The sequence below is a fragment of the Danxiaibacter flavus genome (assembly GCF_041060425.1).
Taxonomy (GTDB): Bacteria; Bacteroidota; Bacteroidia; order Chitinophagales; family Chitinophagaceae; genus Danxiaibacter; species Danxiaibacter flavus.
Genome location: NZ_JAULBC010000010.1, coordinates 200780 through 220455, shown reverse-complemented (window position 1 = coordinate 220455; position 19676 = coordinate 200780). Strand labels below are relative to the sequence as shown.

At 42.5% G+C, this 19676-nt stretch carries 12 protein-coding genes; 6 read left to right on the top strand and 6 right to left on the bottom strand.

The features are described 5' to 3' along the window. Positions 1–1315: 1315 nt before the first annotated feature. Entirely contained in the window at positions 1316–1489 is a 174-nt protein-coding gene (locus tag QTN47_RS25265) for a hypothetical protein (protein WP_369332233.1), read from the bottom strand. Between the two features lie 260 nt (positions 1490–1749). Here QTN47_RS25265 and QTN47_RS25260 point away from each other — a divergent pair, with 260 nt between their 5' ends. The 3 genes from QTN47_RS25260 to QTN47_RS25250 all read left to right on the top strand — a co-directional run bounded on the left by QTN47_RS25260 (position 1750) and on the right by QTN47_RS25250 (position 5406). Beyond that, on the top strand, positions 1750–2052 hold the full coding sequence (locus QTN47_RS25260; protein ID WP_369332232.1) for a GIY-YIG nuclease family protein: 303 nt from the start codon (positions 1750–1752) through the stop codon (positions 2050–2052). Positions 2053–2257: 205 nt separating this feature from the next. Then, complete coding sequence (locus QTN47_RS25255) at positions 2258–3895, top strand: TldD/PmbA family protein (protein WP_369332231.1); 1638 nt, start codon at positions 2258–2260, stop codon at positions 3893–3895. A gap of 176 nt (positions 3896–4071) precedes the next feature. Further along, on the top strand, positions 4072–5406 hold the full coding sequence (locus tag QTN47_RS25250) for a TldD/PmbA family protein (protein WP_369332230.1): 1335 nt from the start codon (positions 4072–4074) through the stop codon (positions 5404–5406). Positions 5407–5517: 111 nt separating this feature from the next. On the opposite strand, the gene QTN47_RS25245 is transcribed toward QTN47_RS25250, so the two are convergent. Beyond that, positions 5518–6942 (bottom strand): pyridoxal phosphate-dependent decarboxylase family protein, encoded by a 1425-nt coding sequence (locus tag QTN47_RS25245; RefSeq protein ID WP_369332229.1) that lies wholly within the window; start codon positions 6940–6942, stop codon positions 5518–5520. Between the two features lie 471 nt (positions 6943–7413). On the opposite strand from QTN47_RS25245, the gene QTN47_RS25240 reads away from it, so the two are divergent. The 3 genes from QTN47_RS25240 (at position 7414) to QTN47_RS25230 (ending at position 12902) form a co-directional block, all read left to right on the top strand. Continuing rightward, on the top strand, positions 7414–9048 hold the full coding sequence (locus tag QTN47_RS25240) for a TldD/PmbA family protein (protein WP_369332228.1): 1635 nt from the start codon (positions 7414–7416) through the stop codon (positions 9046–9048). A 187-nt stretch (positions 9049–9235) separates the two neighbouring features. After that, entirely contained in the window at positions 9236–10573 is a 1338-nt protein-coding gene (locus QTN47_RS25235) for a TldD/PmbA family protein (RefSeq protein WP_369332227.1), read from the top strand. A gap of 574 nt (positions 10574–11147) precedes the next feature. Further along, positions 11148–12902 carry a DUF885 family protein gene (locus QTN47_RS25230; protein WP_369332226.1) on the top strand — a complete coding sequence of 585 codons (1755 nt, stop codon included), beginning with the start codon at positions 11148–11150 and terminating at the stop codon, positions 12900–12902. 498 nt (positions 12903–13400) lie between these two features. Here the strand turns inward: QTN47_RS25230 and QTN47_RS25225 are convergent, their stop codons facing one another. From QTN47_RS25225 to QTN47_RS25210, 4 genes are read right to left on the bottom strand one after another with little or no spacing between them, the layout of a single operon-like run. Continuing rightward, positions 13401–15122 carry a hypothetical protein gene (locus QTN47_RS25225; protein WP_369332225.1) on the bottom strand — a complete coding sequence of 574 codons (1722 nt, stop codon included), beginning with the start codon at positions 15120–15122 and terminating at the stop codon, positions 13401–13403. Continuing rightward, positions 15122–17251, bottom strand: coding sequence for a DUF4175 family protein (locus tag QTN47_RS25220; protein ID WP_369332224.1), 2130 nt, complete (start codon positions 17249–17251; stop codon positions 15122–15124). The genes QTN47_RS25225 and QTN47_RS25220 overlap by 1 nt, the downstream gene beginning before the upstream one ends. After that, a complete protein-coding gene (locus QTN47_RS25215) occupies positions 17251–18738 on the bottom strand; it encodes a BatA domain-containing protein (protein ID WP_369332223.1) in 1488 nt (495 codons plus the stop codon). Before QTN47_RS25215 ends, QTN47_RS25220 begins: the two co-directional genes overlap by 1 nt. 1 nt (position 18739) lies before the next feature. Further along, positions 18740–19627 (bottom strand): DUF58 domain-containing protein, encoded by an 888-nt coding sequence (locus QTN47_RS25210; protein WP_369332222.1) that lies wholly within the window; start codon positions 19625–19627, stop codon positions 18740–18742. Positions 19628–19676: the final 49 nt, after the last annotated feature.

The window sequence follows — 19676 nt, the reverse complement described above, 5'->3', positions numbered from 1 at the left end:
CTCTCCTATCATTGAAGGTGACGATGCGGCCTCAGTCTTTACCATTATGTTTAACTTGCTATTAGCGCTGCTTCATTTTCTTTTACTGATGAGCACTCATCGTCATGTCGACGATAGGAGACACCTCCCAACATTAAACAAGCATGAGTTTTATAATTCATTACAAAATTTAACAACATCCTGTTCGGGAGACCCCTCCTGCGTCGAGGTGACGATTCGGACGCAGTTACTAAAATTGTTTGCTATCAGTCACTAGTACTGCTTCAATCTCTTTCGCTATGAGCAGTCATCGTCATGTCGACGACAGGAGACACCTCCCAACATTAAACAAGCATGAGTTTTATAATTCATTACAAAATTTAACAACATCCTGTTCGGGAGACCTCTCCTGCGTCGAGGTGACGATTCGGACGCAGTCACTAAAATTGTTTGCTATCAGTCACTAGTACTGCTTCAATCTCTTTCGCTATGAGCAATCATCGTCATGTCGACGGTAGGAGACACTTCCCAACATTAAACAAGCCTGAGTTTTATAATTCATTACAAAATTTAACAACATCCTGTTCGGGAGACCTCTCCTATCGTCGAGGTGACGATGCCGACGCAGTCACTAAAATCATTTGCTATCAGTCACTAATACTGCTTCAATCTCTTTCGCTAATGAGCAGTCATCGTCATGTCGACGATAGGAGACACCTCCCAACATTAAACAAGCCTGAGTTTTATAATTCATTACAAAATTTAACAGCATCCTGTTCGGGAGACCTCTCCTATCGTCGAGGTGACGATGCGGCCTCAGTCTTTACCATTATGTTTAACTTGCTATTAGCGCTGCTTCATTTTCTTTACTGATGAGCACTCATCGTCATGTCGACGATAGGAGACATCTCCCAACATTAAACAAACCTGAGTTTTACAATTCAGTACAAAATTTAACAGCATCCTGTTCGGGAGACCTCTCCTATCGTCGAGGTGACGATGCTGCCTCAGTCTTTACCATTATGTTTAACTTGCTATTAGCGCTGCTTCATTTTCTTTTGCTGATGAGCACTCATCGTCATGTCGACGACAGGAGACACCTCCCAACATTAAACAAGCATGAGTTTTATAATTCATTACAAAATTTAACACCATCCTGTTCGGGAGACCTCTCCTATCGTCGAGGTGACGATTCGGACGCAGTTACTAAAATTGTTTGCTATCAGTCACTAGTACTGCTTTAATCTCTTTCGCTATGAGCACTCATCGTCATGTCGACGATAGGAGACATCTCCTAACATTAAACAAACCTGAGTTTTATAATTCAGTACAAAATTTAACAGCATCCTGTTCGGGAGACTTCTCCTGCGTCGAGGTGACGATGCCGACGCAGTACTTCAAAGTGCTTAAACTTGCCGTTAGTGCTGCTTCTGTTTCTTTCGCTATGAGCAGTCATCGTCATGTCGACGATAGGAGACATCTCCCAAAGTTGAACGTATATGAGTTTCATAGTTCGTTAGAAAATTTAACAGCGTCCTGTTCGGGAGACCTCTCCTGCGTCGAGGTGACGATTCGGACGCAGTCACTAAAATTGTTTGCTATCAGTCACTAGCACTGCTTCAATCTCTTTCGCTATGAGCAATCATCGTCATGTCGACGATAGGAGACATCTCCCAAAGTTGAACGTATATGAGTTTCATAGTTCGTTAGAAAATTTACCGTCCAATCATTTATTCGATTTTTTTATATTTGTCCATCATCCTAAACCACATGCAAAGAGGCGGCGCCGTCTATATAATGACCAATAAACTCCGGACGACGTTGTACATTGGTGTTTCCAGCGATTTAATCGCTAGAATTCAACAACACAAAACACACTACTTTATTGGCAGTTTTACAGACAAATACAATTTGGAACTGTGCGTTTACTATGAATGCTTTCCCACGATTATTGAAGCAATAAGCAGAGAAAAACAAATAAAAAAATGGAGAAGGGAAAAGAAAGAGGCGCTGATCAATTCAACAAATCCAACATGGACTGATCTGTGGGAAAAAGAAATTAAACATTGGTAAGAAACGAGCAGGATTCATGCCACCGTCAATGAGAAATATGATAAGTACTCTTTATGGAACCTTAGTTAACCATTATACCGAACACCTTCAACCCCTCACCGCATTTTAATAACTTGTAGCCCTATCATCCTCTCCCCATCCCTATTTTTACCTATATTAGTGAACCAAAATTTACTCACTTAAAACTTCGGGAGGAAAATACACTGTGAAAAGAAAAGACTTTCTACAAATGTCTACCCTGGGGCTGGGTGCCTTGTTCATTCCAAAATCGATGCTGCTGGGAAATCCCATCGATCCATTAGAAGCATTGAATGAAGGAATGGACGTAAGCATGAAAAAGCAACTGGCAGACGCGGGACTTAATGCTGCTAAAGCAAAGGGCGCAACCTATGCGGACGTTCGCATCGGCCGGTATTTAAATCAGTTTGTTGTTACCAGGGAAAAAAAGGTTCAAAACATTGCCAACACAGAATCGTTTGGTGTGGGTATTCGTGTTATTGCCAATGGTAGCTGGGGATTTGCCTGCTCCAACCGGGTAACTAAAGACGATATCGTAAAAACTGCTGAAAGAGCTGTTGCCGTTGCAAAAGCCAACGCCAAAATTATTGATGCACCCGTGCAATTGGCGCCACAGAAAGGTTTTGGTGAAGTAAGCTGGAAAACGCCTATTGAAGTAAACCCTTTCACCGTTCCGGTAAAAGATAAAGTTGATTTACTGTTGAATGTTAACTCAACTGCCATGGACGGTGGTGCAAGTTTTGTCAACTCAGTTATCCTCGCAGTCAATGAGCAAAAGTATTTCGCATCAACCGATGGCTCTTACATAGATCAGGATGTCCACAGGCTTTATCCCAACTTTGTGGTTACAAAGATTGATAAGGCTTCCGGTAAGTTTGAAACAAGAAGATCGCTCAGCTCTCCTGTTGGGATGGGGTATGAATATTTAACGCCAACCGCTGACAGTAAAGTAGCAGGAATTGTTACCCGCTATAAAAACAGGTACGACATACTGGAAGATGTTAAGAACGCAACTTCCAATGTTGCTGAAAAAATAAAGGCCAAATCCGTTGAGCCAGGCAAATACGATCTTATCCTTGACCCTTCTCACCTTTGGCTTACCATTCACGAGTCAGTCGCTCACCCGACAGAACTTGACCGTGTGTTGGGTTACGAAGCTAATTATGCGGGTACCAGCTTCCTTACTTTAGATAAACTCCACTCCGGAAATTTCAAATTCGGTAGTGATCTTGTAAATATTGTGGCTGACAAATTGCAAACCGGCTCACTTGGCGCTGTTGGTTATGATGATGAAGGTGTGAAATGTAAAGAGTGGGATATTATTAAGAATGGCGTGCTTGTTAACTTCCAGGCTATTCGTGATCAGGCGCATATTTTAGGACTGAGTGAATCTCAGGGTTGTTGCTACGCGCAAAGCTGGGCAGATGTTCAGTTCCAGCGTATGCCGAATGTTTCATTACGTCCCGGGAAGACTAAGCTGAGCGTTGATGACATGATCAAGAATGTTGAGAAAGGAATTTACATTATTGGTGATGGTTCTTTCTCAATCGACCAGCAACGGTATAACTTCCAGTTCGGCGGACAGACTTTCTATGAAGTGAAGAACGGAAAAATTGTAGGAATGTTGAAAGATGTTGCCTACCAGGCAAACACCCAGGAATTCTGGAACTCATGTGTCGCAATCGCAGATGAAAGCGACTACCGTTTGGGGGGTGCCTTCAATGATGGCAAGGGCCAACCGGGCCAATCCAACGCCGTATCTCATGGAAGTTCAACAACCAGGTTTAACGGCGTAAATGTTATTAACACAGCAAGAAAAATCTAAAAAAGTCAAAAGTAAAAATTCAAAATTCAAAACCTTAAGTCGAGCAACCTGATTAATCACTGTCAGTTCAAAGAGATAATCTTTATATGATGTTCCAATTTGGCAAAATCTGATTAAAACTAAACAGCTTTTTGAATTTTGACTTTTGAATTTTGACTTAACCCAAACAAACATCTATGGCTATTTTAAATAAACAAGAAGCAGAAACACTATTAAAAAAAGTGCTTGGCTTTTCGAAGGCCGATGAATGCGAGGTTTCGCTCAGCGGCTCTGAAGGCGGCAATATTCGCTATGCGCGGAACTCCGTAAGTACTGCCGGAGATATCAGCACTATTAGCCTCGCAGTCAGCTCCACATTTGGTAAAAAAACAGGAACCGCTACCATCAATGAGTTTGATGATGCTTCGCTGGAAAAAGTTGTAAGGCGTTCAGAAGAGCTGGCACAACTGGCGCCGGAGAATCCTGAATACATGCCATTGCTCGGACCTTCCACTTTTAAAGACTCAATCGCGTATATAAAATCCACAGCTGCTATTACGCCGGACACACGGGCCGAAGCTGTGGCTAAAAGTATCCAGGTAGCTAAACAGGAAAAACTGGAAGCTGCAGGATTCCTGGAGAATACAACAGGCTTCAACGCTGTTATGAATTCAAAAGGATTGTTTGCATACGATACCGATACTGATGTAATTTTCTCGATCACCATGCGCAACCAACAAGGTACCGGAAGTGGTTACGCAGCAAGAGGCTTTAATGATGTAACCAAACTGGATACATACACTGCCACCAAAATTGCTGCTTCAAAAGCCAATGGTTCAGTAGGCGCAAAAGCAATAGAGCCGGGAAAATATACGGTAATACTGGAACCGGTTGCAGCGGCTTACATGATGGAAAACATGTTCCGCGGTTTTGATGCCCGCAACGCTGATGAAGGCCGCAGCTTTATGAGCAAACCCGGCGGCGGCAACCGTTTAGGCGAACAGTTAATGGATGAAAAAGTAACCATTTATTCCGATCCGTTTAATACAGAACTGCCGGGCGGTACGTGGACAAGAGAAGGGTTTCCACTGGAGAAAATGAATTGGGTGGAAAAAGGTGTTGTAAAGAACCTCAGCTACTCGCAATATTGGGCCAAGCAAAAAGGTGTTAAGCCTGTTCCCGGTCCGTCAAACATTATTATGGAAGGCGGCACAGCGTCTTTAGATGAACTGATCAAGAGCACAGAAAAAGGAATTCTTGTTTCGCGTTTGTGGTACATACGTATGGTTGATCCGCAGACATTACTATTGACAGGACTTACACGTGACGGAACTTTTTACATTGAAAACGGCCAGATAAAATTCCCGATAAAGAACATGCGCTTTAATGAAAGTCCGGTTATTATGTTGAATAACGTAGAGGCATTAGGCAAACCGGAAAGAACGATCAGCGTAGAGTCTTACAGAAGCTATTTGATTCCGCCAATGAAGTTGAGAGATTTTACATTTACTTCGCTTTCGGATGCGGTGTAGAAGCTTTGAGCTATCAGCTTTGAGCTATCAGCATAAAAAATATGTCCTACACTTTCGAAAGTGTAGGACATATTTTTTATGCCGTCCTCCTCATGCCTCACCCCTTATTCCTTATGCCTTGCCTCTCGCTTCCCCCAACAACTTCACCAGCCTCTTGATATCATCCTCAGAAGTAGTATAATTAATAACGCAGGCGCGTATTGTCAGCTTTCCATTCACGCGATATGTACTCAACCATGTGCCTCCGGATTGAATTAGCAGGTTGCAAACTTTCTGAATAAACACATCATCATCTTCACGCTCAGGATCTGTAAAGCAGATCACCGGCAGGATGGTATCATTAACTACTTTCCATTGATTGGCTACCAAAAGCTCTTTAAGCTGTTTGCAGATCCTGATGGTTTCATCTATCATATTGCTGTATCCCTGCCATCCGTATACCAGTAAGCTCAGGTACAACTTCAACCCGATAAACCTGCGCGACCACTGAATAGAATGCGTGAAAGGATCTGTTACCTGCAGCTCCAATCCTTCCTTCGGCATGTAATCCGTAGCTATGCGGAAAGTCTCGTGAAGGATCTGTTTATGACGAGTCAGATAAAGACCAGCGCCCATGGGAACGGAGAACCATTTATGTGCGTCAAATGTAATGGAGTCGGCTTGTTCACAGCCTTGGATCAATAGCTTTACTTCATCGCTGAACACGGCCGCGCCACCCCAGGCGCCATCAATATGAAACCATAACTGATGCTTTTGAGCAATGCCGGCGATTTCCTGAACAGGATCCATAATGCCCGCACCAGTTGTACCTGCGGTCGCAACCACCATAAATGGAGCGTAGCCAGCCCGGATATCTTCAGCAATCTTTCTCTCTAATACTTCTGTATTCATTTGTAGATTTGGAAGCGCTTCAACTTCTCTCACCGCATTAGTACCCAGACCGCAAACTCGCGCAGCTTTGACAAATGAATGATGGCTTTCTTTGGATACATAAAAGACCGGTTGCTTAGGCAGACTTCTCAAACCTTCTTTTGAATATTCCGGAAAATGTGCAATCAACGCCGTGAGCACCGCAGTAAGATTAGCTTCCGCGCCACCGCTTGTAAAATTCCCATCAACATCAGTTTCTTTATAGCCGAAGCGTTTTCCTGTTTCAGTAATAACATATTGCTCGGCCAATACAGCAAACGGACTATGGCTCCATGCTGCCAACTGCGGATTAAAAGAGGCCGTCAACAAATCGGCCAATATACCGGGAAACACAGGCCGTGGATTAAACAGGCCAAAATACATGGGATGTGTTGTATGCACCTGGTAATTACTTAGTCCATAAGCAACATGATCAACAGCATACTTTAAATTAACCGGATTGCTGAAATCGAACTTGGATACATGTTTCTGAATCGTTGCTAAGTCCAATGGCGGCGCCACCGCTGATTCCGGCAGTTGTGTGTAATAATCATTAATCAACTGCATCACATAAGCAAACAGATCAGTTCTTTCTTCACTTGTAAAATCCCATTGATTCTTTTCCATCGCACAAAGCTATATAATTGAAAGTTGACAATTGAAAATTGAAAATGACGGTGAATGTGCAAATGTGCGAATTTGCAAATATGCGAATGCGGGAGCGATTCATTTAGCCTGGCTGATTTGCATTGCAGAATAGCGAATCAACACGCTGAAGTGTGCGACGCAAGGGACGTTCAATAGTAGCACTACCGTCGGGGTCATACATATTCAACAATCAATCACCTGTCTTACTAATATATGTATGTCTCGCTTCCATCATTTCAATTGTCCATTGTCAATTTTCAATTGCATTTGCACATTCGCACATTTCCTCATTTACACATTCCCCTCCGCCGTTCATATAAAAACACCTTTCCATTACATTAGTTTTCTTAACTTGACAGATCATTATGCCGGCATATAGCGTTACTGACTGCTGCACACCAAAAGTTGCTGAATGCGGTATATATCAGTTCACATCAAAATTATACTACTTTGAAAAGAAGAGATTTCCTGTACATGACGGGCATGGGGCTTGGCGCCACCATTCTCCCCAAGGCGGGATTGCTGGGGAAAGACGTTCCACTCGACGCGCCCTGGTATTCCGTTGATACAGCCATTAAAAAAGAGTTGGCTGATGTTGCGCTAAACGAAGCCCGTGCCAAAGGCGCCACCTATACAGATGTTAGAATTGGCCGTTACCTGAACCAGTATGTTATTACGCGTGAAGATAAAGTGCAGAACATTGTAAATACTGAATCATATGGCATTGGTATTCGCGTAATAGCCAATGGCAGTTGGGGATTTGCGGCGACAGATAAAATGGACAAGGATAGCATTGCCAAAACAGCTCAGTTAGCAGTAGCTATTGCGAAGGAAAATGCTAAATTGCTGACAGAACCTGTTCAACTGGCCCCGCAAAAAGGTTATGGCGAGGTATCATGGAAAGCGCCTATTGAAAAGAATGCTTTTGATGTACCGGTTAAAGAAAAAGCGGAACTACTACTTTCCGCTAATGCTGCGGCAATGAAAGCAGGAGCGAATTACATCAACTCGTACATGTTCCTCGTGAATGAGCAGAAGTACTTTGCCTCAAGCGATGGTTCTTATATAGATCAGGATGTTCACCGGATCTGGCCCACATTTACAATTACACGAATAGATGCCAAGACGGGTAAATTCGAAACGAGGAATGCACTAAGTGCTCCGGTTGGAATGGGCTACGAATACCTGATACCAAAAGCTTCAGAAAAAATTGCCGGGCCAACCACGCTATACAAAAAGCGCTACGACATTCTTGAAGATGCTCAATTGGGAGCAAAACAGGCCGGTGACAAGCTTACAGCTAAGTCCGTAGAAGCGGGCAAATATGATCTTATTTTGGATCCTTCCCACTTATGGCTCACTATTCACGAATCGGTAGGGCACCCTTCAGAACTGGATCGCGTACTGGGTTATGAAGCGAACTTTGCAGGAACGAGCTTTCTTACGCTGGATAAATGGGAATCTAAGAAATTTAATTTCGGTAGCAAGCTGGTAAATATCATGGCCGATAAAACGCAACCCGGATCTCTTGGAGCTGTTGGTTATGATGATGAGGGCGTGGGAACAGGCAAGTGGGATCTGATCAAAGATGGTATACTTGTTAATTATCAGACCATTCGCGATCAGGCCCACATTCTCGGACTGAATGCATCGCAGGGCTGTTGTTATGCAGATAGCTGGAGCGACGTGCAGTTTCAGCGCATGCCCAACGTATCATTGCAGCCAGGAAAAACGAAGGCCTCTCCGCAGGATCTGATCAAAAATGTTGAAAAAGGCATTTATATAATCGGCGACGGATCTTTCTCCATTGATCAGCAACGTTACAATTTCCAGTTTGGCGGCCAGTTATTTTATGAGATCAAAAATGGTAAAATAGTAGGCATGCTGAAAGATGTTGCCTACCAGGCAAACACGCAGGAATTCTGGAACGCATGTGTTGGTGTAGCTGATGAAAGCGACTATCGCCTGGGCGGTTCTTTCTTTGATGGGAAAGGTCAGCCTATGCAGGTAAGCGCCGTATCACACGGTTCATCCACGGCACATTTCAAGGGAATAAATGTGATCAATACAGCAAGAAAAATTTAAAAAAGTAAAAAGTAAAAATTCAAAAGTAAAAAGCTCAGGTGCGACAGTAAGTTATTATTTCTATCAGTCAAATAACTTGTTAGCCCCTTCAAATTGATATAAGATCTCTGACATGAACAGCCCTTTTGACTTTTGAATTTTCCTGCCCGACTGGTCAGGCGGGGACTTTTGAATTAAACCAAACACTATGGCTATTTTAAATAAACAAGAAGCCGAAGCACTGCTGAAAAAAGTGCTTAGTTTTTCCAAAGCTGATGAATGCGAGGTAAACCTTTCCGGTTCTGACAATGGAAATATCAGGTATGCCCGCAATGCAGTTTCTACCAGTGGCGGTATTTCGCAAAACCAACTGGTTGTTTCATCTGCTTATGGAAAGAAGTTAGGAACAGCAACTATCAATGAATTTGATGATGCATCATTGGAAAAGGTTATCCGCCGCGCTGAAGAGCTGGCACAACTGGCGCCGGAGAATCCGGAATTTATGCCATTCCTGGGACCTCAGGAATATTCATCGGCATCTAAAACATTTGAACCTGCAACAGCAGCGATTGATCCTGCTTACAGAAGTAATGCAGTGGGTCAAAGCCTGCAAATTTCCAAAGACAGTGATTTGATAGCCGCTGGTTTCCTGGAAAACAGCGCGGGGTTTTCAGCAATGATGAACAGCAAAGGGCTCTTTGCTTATAATACATCAACCAACGTAAACTTCAATGTAACGCTACGAACAAAAGACGGAAAGGGATCCGGATATGCTTCAAAAGGCTATACGGATGTGAGCAAGCTGGATGTAAGTTCGTCTACAAAGGTTGCAGCGGAGAAAGCAAAAAATTCTGTCAACACCAAAGCAATTGAGCCTGGCAAATACACAGTTATTCTTGAGCCAACTGCGGCTATCGTTTTGCTGGAAGGTATTTTCTTTAATATGGATGCACGTAGCGCCGATGAAGGACGTAGTTTTCTAAGCAAAGGGGATGGCAAAACCAAGCTGGGCGACAAGCTGGTTGATGAGCGCGTAACAATTTATTCCGATCCGCAGAATGCAGATCTGCCGACAAGCGCATGGAACGGCGACGGAAGGCCACAGGAAAAAATAACCTGGATCGACAAAGGCGTATTTAAGAACTTTTATTACTCAAGATATTGGGCTGATAAAAAGAAAGCAAAAGCAGTTCCTTCACCTGATGCATTTATTATGTTAGGTGGTGATGGAACCACCGAAGACCTGATTAAAAGCACAGAAAAAGGTATATTGGTAACACGCTTGTGGTACATCCGCGAAGTGGATCCGCAGACCTTGCTCTATACAGGTCTCACACGTGACGGTACTTTTTATATTGAAAACGGCCAGATCAAATTCCCGATCAAAAATTTCAGGTTTAATGAGAGCCCGATAATCATGCTCAACAACCTGGAAGCAATGGGCAAGCCGGAAAGAACAGTAAGTGGCGAATCAGGTATTCATGCCATGATTCCACCAATGAAAATCAGGGACTTTACGTTTACATCATTGTCAGATGCTGTATAGCTGTCAGCTATTAGCTTTGAGCCATGATGGAGATGGGAGAAATATTAATTTGGTAAGTACTATGAGAGCCGTTGTTGAAAGCAACGGCTCTTTTTATTTGATAGGATTGGTTAATGTCCTACGGACAAAAGAATTGTATTCGAGTTTTATTCTACTGAAATTTATGCCCTACGGGCAATAGGGCCAATGGCTATAATGCAGCGTTTCACATAGCCATTATCATTTCGATCAGCGAGAAAAAATTCTTATGTAAAAAATGGGATGCAGGAATTGCACAAGCTATGCTTCTGCTTATGTTGTTACACACAATTCATTGCCGTCTGCTTCAGCCGACGGACTAGATCATTCTTCCCAGGCGTGGCTTTAGCCCAACAATTTATTTGGCTAAAGCCAGAAATAAAGATGTGGCATTTCTCCGTCAGCTGAAGCAGACGGCAATGAAAGATCTACCCTGACCCAATTTTAAACTCCTTCGGCTGCCAGCCCTTGTCAATTCTCTTCCTTTATTAGTCAAAATGTGTTTATCAACATATCAGAGCTATCAGTAATTTCATAGATACTAAAATTTACCTGCATGAAGTATCAGGCTATAAACTTTAAAGACCTGTTTGCGCTTATTCTCGCCTTTTCAGGTTGCATTATTTTCCAAGCCAGGCTATCCGCCCAAAAGAATCCGGACACGGACCTCTACCTGCAAAGCAGCGAAGTAGCCAATGTGCTGGTTCAATATGAAGCTGACAAGGGCAGTCTTTCCAGGTTCTATTTTATTGATAGCTCACCTGAAAGAAGAATCCGCTTTAAACAGTTTTATAATGACTACCTGAAAAGATTGAATGCGATTGACTTTAACAGCATCTCTCAGCAGGGCAAAATTGATTACATACTTTTTGACAGGAAGCTGAAAAATGAAATCGCAAAACTTGACCTTGAAGAAAAGGAATACAACCAAATAGCCTCTTACCTCCCTTTCGCCACCGGCATTTATACGCTGGAAAAAGCCAGAAGACGCGGGCCGGTGTTGAAAGCTGATTCCCTCGCCGCAGAGATGAATAACTGGAATAAACAACTTGTGCAACAAATTAAAAAGTTTGAGAAAGCAGATTCGCTCGAAAGAAATTTATCAACCCGATGCCAGATGGCGCTGGGTGGTTTGATTGAAGCCATGACCAGCGTAACGGAATTTTATGATGGCTATGATCCTTCATTCTCCTGGTGGACGGAAAGACCCGCAAAAGTTACAGACAGTCTGCTCCGTGCATACAAAACGCTGGTGAAAAACAGGACCAAACTCACTACTTCTCAGCGTGCAGATAGCAGCGGCATTGTGGGCAAACCAATTGGAAGAGAGGAACTGATCAGGCAGCTGGATTATGAAATGATTCCCTACACACCTGAGGAAATAATCGATATCGCCAATAAAGAATTTGCATGGTGTGATAATGAACTGATGAAGGCAACAAAAGAAAAGGGCTTTGGTACTGATTGGCGTCGGGCACAGGAGAATGTAAAGAATAGTTATGTACCTGAAGGCAGACAGCCGGAATTGATTTTGCGTCTATATAATGAGAGCGTTGACTTCCTGAAAAAGCATGACCTGGTTACCATTCCGCCGATAGCAGAAGAAACCTGGCGAATGAATATGATGAGTCCGGAAAGACAATTGATCAATCCTTTCTTTTTGGGTGGCGAAGAGATCATCATTTCATATCCAACCAACACGATGAATCATGAAGATAAGATGATGAGTATGCGCGGCAACAACCCTTATTTCTCGCGCTCAACAGTGCACCATGAATTAATCGCCGGTCATCGTCTGCAAATGTTTATGAGTGACCGCTACAGACCTTATAGAAATTTCCAAACTCCATTTTACATCGAAGGTTGGGCCTTGTACTGGGAATTTTTGTTATGGGATATGGGCTTTCCTCAAACACCTGAAGATAAAATTGGGATGCTTTTCTGGCGCATGCATCGTTGTGCAAGAATTATATTCTCTATGAATTATCATTTGAACAAATGGACCCCACAACAATGCATTGACTTTTTGGTTGACAGAGTGGGCCACGAGCGTGCAAACGCGGAAGGTGAAGTGCGCCGTTCGTTTACCGGAAATTACGGCCCGCTTTACCAGATAGCTTATATGTTGGGTGGTCTTCAATTTATGGCACTGAAAAAAGAGGTTGTTGATAGCGGTAAAATGACTTACAAACAATACCACGATGCCATTCTTGAAAACAACATGATGCCTGTTGAAATGGTACGCGCAGGACTGTTGAACATTCCACTCCAAAAAGATTTCAAAACCAACTGGAGATTTTACGGGAAATAATGTTCAACAATATTCAATCCCACTGAGCACCTCATCATGCGTTGTTTCAGTGGGATTGAATAACTAAACAGGCCTAAGTTTTATAGCCCAATACAAAATTTAACAGAATCATGTTCGGGAGACCTCTCCTGCGTCGAGGTGACGATGCGAGTGCAGTTTCTACCACTATTTGTTACTGGTCATTAGTACTGCTTCAATTTCTTTTGCTGATGAGCAATCATCGTCATGTCGACTAAAACATGTACTATACACAATCAAAATGAGATGACAGATCTCCATCGCAAAGTCTCTGTGTAACTATGCTTCTTCTCCGGCTGTTTCTCAGTGTAATAATAATTGCCATTAAGTACTGGCAACAACCAGTTACTCAGCGCGGCACAACGCAGATAAAAAGGCTCCAAATGCCCGCCTACAGACAAATCTGTCATTGGCACGAGAGGAGACATCTCCCAAAGTTGACGATGTATGCTTAACTAAACGGCATTGAATTACCAACCCTTAGAAAAGCTTGCCCTCAATCCAAAGAAATATGCAACATACAACAAACAGGCTCCAGATAAAAAGAGCCGGTATTGCATCTCTTTCTTCCTCATTGTTCTCTGGTGTTATTGATTGTTCCTTAAATGAAGAGAGGTATTCATAGCTTTCATTCATTCGTCTTTGTCTTTGAACGTTCTTCCAATCTGCGCTGTCATATGCATACCATTTAAAACCATCTACATTTTGCCAGCCTGCTTTTAATGGCCAGTAATTGCCATCCCATTTGAATAAGGCAACAGGATCCTGCCGCCATGCAATAAATTGTCCTGCAGACCGTGGCTGTGGTTGATCCTCCGAAAAGGCACGGATGTTGACCGGTTCATTCACTAACGGAAGACCATTTATGTTATACGAAATAGTTTCAGTTTTTCTTCCTACAGCATTTTCCAGCAGTACGGACCAATAGCGGGCATAATCGCTTGCATTGCCTGACAGCATCCAGTTATATGTGCCAGGCACCGTGCTGAATAAAATTTTACCTTCTCCATACAAGCTTGCGGCAGAAAATATATTATTATCCTTATCCGATATAAGGGTCTGCACATTGGCAACCGGCTTGAGATGTAATGGTTGTTCAATAGAAAGCGCAGGCAAAAATTCCATATCAGGTCCTCGCAAAATAACTGACTGTTTATTGTGATTGTTAGATGCAGCAAAAGAGAAAGCTGTCTTATAAAAAGCATCCTTATTGGTTAACGTGTCAGCCTGAATAATCAACCCCATCCCATTTTCAGCAACGTGTTGTTTGACAGCGTTTAACTCACTCGAAGTAAGATTTTCGAGGGCTGTTCCATCAGCTAATAAGATATCAAAGCCATTGAGCAGGCTGCTGGTAATCGAGTTCAAGTTTATCTTGTTAGTATCCAGAAAGCTTTGTTGAAATTTATTCTTACTGATAGTTGTCCGTGTAACGGCGGTATAACCATTATCAATCAGCCAGTTGGTAAGAAAGCGATTTTCAAAACCGGGGGCAGATGCCAGCACTAATACGCGTAATCTGCCGGACCCGATAACCTCAAATGGCACTGGCTCGCGAACTGTATCTTTTCCATTCACAAAACGCAAAGCTAAAACAGCTTTTCCCCGTTGAAGAGGAACAGTCTTTAATTCAAACGTTGCTCTTTTTTGGGGAGATAACTCAACTGTATCCAGCACCTTTCCAAAACCTTCGAGCGCGATGCGCACAGTTTGTGATGAATTGTTATTGAATGTGCCCTGAATAACTAACGGGCTTCCATTTGTGACGTTTTTGTTCCAGTGGGCATCGATAATACCAAAGGGCACTGGAGATGGATGAAACTCGACAGATGAAGCACTAAGCTGTTGCCATTCTTCTTTTAACAAGCCATCGCCAAAAACAAACAGTTTTCCAGCCGGGTGATTTCCTGCCAGGTATTCTCTAACGGGGTATACGGGAATTGTCTTCTTTTGTTGAAGAAAGGCGTTTAAACTATCCTTACTGAAACCGTTGGTGAGTATAACGGCCTCCTCTTTATGTCCGGTCCGGGCGGACCGCGTTTTTAACGGAACAGCTAGAAAGTATAAACTACTTACAGCAACGGCTGATGCTAATAACCGCCAAAATAATCTTGCCTTATTATCCCTGCGCAGTTCTTTCCAAAAAAGAAACGATGCAGATAATAAGCAGATCACCAGCACGATATATTTCCATTGCATCATTAATGCTGTTGTTTTTGCAGGTTATTAAAATATGTATCCGAGAGTGAAAAGTCTGCGCCTTTGCCCGCCTGTCGCGGGCGCCTCGCCGGAGCAGGAATAATTTCATACAATGTCTTCTGCACCACAACAATGTCATTGTTAGATATTGCTTTGCCTGTTTCAAGACTGATCGTAATATTTTTCATTGACTGCAGGGCATGCATAAACCCGGTAGGGTTAGACGCAGCATGCCTACTCAAACCTGCACTTGCTCTAAGTAATAATTCCAACTCGCCGGTAGATACCACAAGATCTGTCTTTAGTTGCTCCAGCACGCCTAATGACTCTTTGAAAACATCCGCTTCACTAACTAGCTTCTCATTATTTCTTTGAAGTTCAGGGGACGCAATGCCACTGAGATCTCCGGACAGTCGTTTTTCCTTTTGCAGCGGCGGTGTTTTAATATTTGTTTTCCCCACATATACTCTTGATTTCTGTTGAAGATCTTTCAGCAATCGCAGTGCCTTATAGGCGAATGGCAATGCTTCTGCAGGCTTGAATGTACGCAACCTTAACTCTGCGTTCCACATTTCTGCAAGCGTTGCCTTCAACTGTTTTTTTGTTTCGGGATCAAAAAATGTCGCATCTTCCGCTATATCATGTTTGTGTGAGAATTGATCCAGTATTTCCGCGGCATTACCAAACTGCCCAGTCTCAGCATGGTCATGCTCATCATGGTCGTCGTGGGCCTCTCCGATATTTCCTTCGGATTCTTCACCCAAAAATTTTCCGTATCGCAAACGAAGTAATTTTTGATCAATACCAAGATCATTACTTCTGTTTTTAAATGCTGTTTCACTAATCGTATCTCTTTCACGAAGCAATTGTTCCGTCTCAATAATGATCTGCCTTTCACTTCTGAAAAATTCGGGCTTTACATCAGAAGCGTTGATCGTTATATCCAAACTCATCAGCTGCGCGGTGTCGGCAAGTGTTATGATATAAACATCCGAACGGCTCTCCTGGTTATTATTATCAGTTGCTGCTATGTAGAAATACAACTCATCACCAGGCTGCATACCTAATGATGGCAATGTAACAGGCAGCTTTATGTCATTTGCTTTTGCACCTGATACATACTGCAACCCAATCTTCTGCTCTTTAAATTTTACGGCTTCACCACTACCACTTGCAACCGTTGCCATTATATATCGCTGCTGAATACCATAGTCATCGGTAATTGATGCATTCACTTCTATTTTCGCCGGTTCGCCATAATCAATTACGGTAGACGGTTTGGGTGATTTAACAACAATAACCGGCGGTTGATCTTTTACCATTTCAATTTTGTACAGATCAGATAGCTGACCGTTCAGCTTAACCTGGTAAAATCCCGGCCTTGTGATTGTTTTGCTTCCCTTCCAGGTGAGTTTATCATTGACTGCAGATGACAAATTAAACACCGCTGAATCATCAAAAATCAATTGAACTTTTTCAACCGGAAGATTTGTTTTTATGTTCCATTCTACGGCTGCATTCTGTTCAGCAACAATGTTCCATGATGCCTGGTTAGTATTCGCTTTTTTAGTATAGGATGGTGGCGTGATCATCACATGCACATCACGAATGGCAGGCAATGACCTTTCGCCTTCTGCAGGCTGATTTTTTATAGTATGATTTACTTTGGCTCCAGGTCGTAATGGCTTTATGTATACAATGAGAAAAAAAGCAATCAACGCAGCAATCAAAGCAACAATAGCAGAACGGATTTTTTTGAGAAAAGGATTTTTAATATCAACATTTCCCAATGCACTGTTCAGCTTTTCAACCTGGAAGTTCTCTAAAACATTGCGCTCGTTTTCCGGCTTCAGCAAAAGGTTTACACTTGCTTCTAATTGCGGATAGATCGTATTTAAATGAACCACTACGTCTGTTTCACTTACCTGCCATTTCCTGTGCAAAAATAAACTGCCTGCAAAGCAGGCAATCCATGCAGGAAGCAACCACCACAATGAAAGATGTTTAAAAACAAATACGATCGCAATAATTACCACCGCAATCGTGAGGCTAATAAACGCATTCAGAATAAGCCCGGATGCTTTCCACCTTTTTTGCAATGAGGGGATGATATGGTTTACAGCTCTGCTCATTAACCAACAACAACTTTTTTAGTGCGTAATGAAAACCATCTTTCCAATAAAAACAATACACTAATAATCAGCCATGCCAGTTTTGAAAGATCTGCTGATTCTGTCATCACACTACTTTTATTGCCCTCATTTTTTACAGCTCTAAACTGCAACAATGACGGATCGACTTCACGGTTATCAACCGTTTTGTTCTTTGTGTTAATAATATCTTTTTCCAGAAGTAGATCCATCAATAAAGCGGGAAAGGTATTGCTCCATCCAAGATTATTCCATGATGGATTGAATCTGCTATAAAATTCGTAAGCATTGACGTCACCGTTCTTTCTTTCAACAAGTAAAGGCGTACCATAACCATCTTTCCAAACTACCCTGTTTCCATTTTGCCCATCGTCAAATAAAATCCTCTTTTGTAACTGAATATCTCCCGCATCGTAGTTTCCCGTTTCAATCCAGGAATGCAAGGACTGTTCGTTTCCGTATATGTACCGGAATAAAGTACCGAATGCTTTTGTATTTGGCACAGGTGCTTCAGATAACCAAAACAACCAATGCTGAAATGCGGGAAGGTTACGGGCATCACTTACCAGTTCAATCTTTATATTCTTTTTTGAAAATGACTGAATGGCTTTCAACGCGGCTATGATATAATTGGCATCGCTTCTGTTTTTATCCGTAAATACTGTGATAATCATGGATGAAGTATCTGCAATCAGATGCTTTTCGCGATGTGAAACACCAATAGCATTATTATTCTTTTGCACTTGTATCCCTTCCGCGGAAGCTTCATCATTAGCTAATACTGTTTGGTTGTATGTTAGAGCAGAATCACCGCTTCTTGCAATAATAACGTGCACACTATCATCATTCGTCCAGGCATCAATTAGCTGCAATGAATCAATCGGATTGCCCCGGACAGGAAACCAGTTTACTTCGTGTGTTAGTGTTGGCCGGCGACCTTCCAAATTCCTTAACAGGTTAGGCGCAAATATGTATGCTTGCGCCCCGGCGGGTAAATTTGCATCAAGCATTTGCAGTAAGGTCCAGTAATTGTGCTTTATAGCAGCTGTCCTTGATTCTTCCTTTAATGCTGCAGGCCACTTTTCTTTTTTGAATGAATGATCGAGAAAATGAAAATCATAACCTTCACGTATAAGCGAGTCAATAAGATTCGGATATTGTTGATAAGCCAGCTGCATGTTATCTTGCTCAATCAACAACCAGCCCTTTCCATGTTTATTGCCTGATGTGGTCCAGAACGGGCCAGCAAGCAGTAGCGACAAAAAAATGATTAATAAACATCTCAGTGCGAGCAACAAAAGTTCGGTGAGCTTCAGATTACGGGACGTTTGCCGGGAGCTTTCTTCAATCAGTGCAATACTTCCTACACGCAATGTTTTGCCCTGCTTTACATTCCATAAATGTATCGCGATAGGAACAGCAATTCCGCTAATTGCATAGAGCCATATCGGTTGTGCAAACTGAAGCAAGTTATATGAACATTTTTTGTCGTTGTTGTAAAAAATCCCTCAATACTTTTTCCATCGGCTGGTTAATATTGATGAGGCTGTAGTATATATGTTTTTCCAATTGCTGCATTCTCAAATCAGCAAGATGGTTGTTCATTTTTTCAATGTATTCATTTTTCTGGCGGGCACTATTAATATTGATTGTTTCTCCTGTCTCAAGATCCTGTAATGTTGTATATCCGCCAAAATCAAAATTCAATTCATTTTCCGCAGCCAGGTGAAACACAATTATTTCATGATGCAGTGCAGACAATACATCGAGCAATTTTGATATTTCTCCATCACGCTCGTAAAAATCGGTCATAAATATCAGCAACTCCTTTTTTTGCTCGCCGGCAAACAGGTGTTTGTAATGGATGGCCCTCGTGAACTTTCCCGCAGGCTGCAGGTTTTCCAGTTCATGATAAAACCGGGTGATGTGCTGAGGGTCTTTTCGCGATGCTAAGGAAAACAGGTCATTTTCATGGAAGACATACAAGCCAATAGCATCGCCCTGTAAATTTGCAAGGTAGCCCAAAGCTGCTGCTGCATAGCGTGCATAATCTATTTTGCTAACGCCATCACAAGAATGCTTCATTGAATTGCTTGCATCGATCAGGATCTTTACAGAAATACTTGTCTCAATTTCTGATTCACGGATATAGTACCTATCGGACCGCGCAAACATCTTCCAGTCCAGCCAACGCAAATCATCACCGGGCTGATAACTTCTGTACTGACTAAATTCAAGCCCCGTACCTTTTACATTGCTTTTGTTAATACCCGCCATAAATCCATCAATGGTGGTCTTCGCCGCCAACTGCAGATCCTTGATGGACATTAATACTTTCGGTTGTAGCAAGTTACTCATGGCTGGGAGCTATTGGCTGTCGGCTATTAGCTTTCAGCTTTTTGCGTTA

Coding starts and splice junctions, on each gene's coding strand:
- QTN47_RS25225 (WP_369332225.1), bottom strand. CDS start 15,122: ATGATGCAATGGAAATATATCGTGCTGGTGATCTGCTTATTATCTGCA.
- QTN47_RS25210 (WP_369332222.1), bottom strand. CDS start 19,627: ATGAGTAACTTGCTACAACCGAAAGTATTAATGTCCATCAAGGATCTG.
- QTN47_RS25245 (WP_369332229.1), bottom strand. CDS start 6,942: ATGGAAAAGAATCAATGGGATTTTACAAGTGAAGAAAGAACTGATCTG.
- QTN47_RS25260 (WP_369332232.1), top strand. CDS start 1,750: ATGCAAAGAGGCGGCGCCGTCTATATAATGACCAATAAACTCCGGACG.
- QTN47_RS25265 (WP_369332233.1), bottom strand. CDS start 1,489: ATGAAACTCATATACGTTCAACTTTGGGAGATGTCTCCTATCGTCGAC.
- QTN47_RS25250 (WP_369332230.1), top strand. CDS start 4,072: ATGGCTATTTTAAATAAACAAGAAGCAGAAACACTATTAAAAAAAGTG.
- QTN47_RS25235 (WP_369332227.1), top strand. CDS start 9,236: ATGGCTATTTTAAATAAACAAGAAGCCGAAGCACTGCTGAAAAAAGTG.
- QTN47_RS25230 (WP_369332226.1), top strand. CDS start 11,148: ATGAAGTATCAGGCTATAAACTTTAAAGACCTGTTTGCGCTTATTCTC.
- QTN47_RS25220 (WP_369332224.1), bottom strand. CDS start 17,251: ATGAGCAGAGCTGTAAACCATATCATCCCCTCATTGCAAAAAAGGTGG.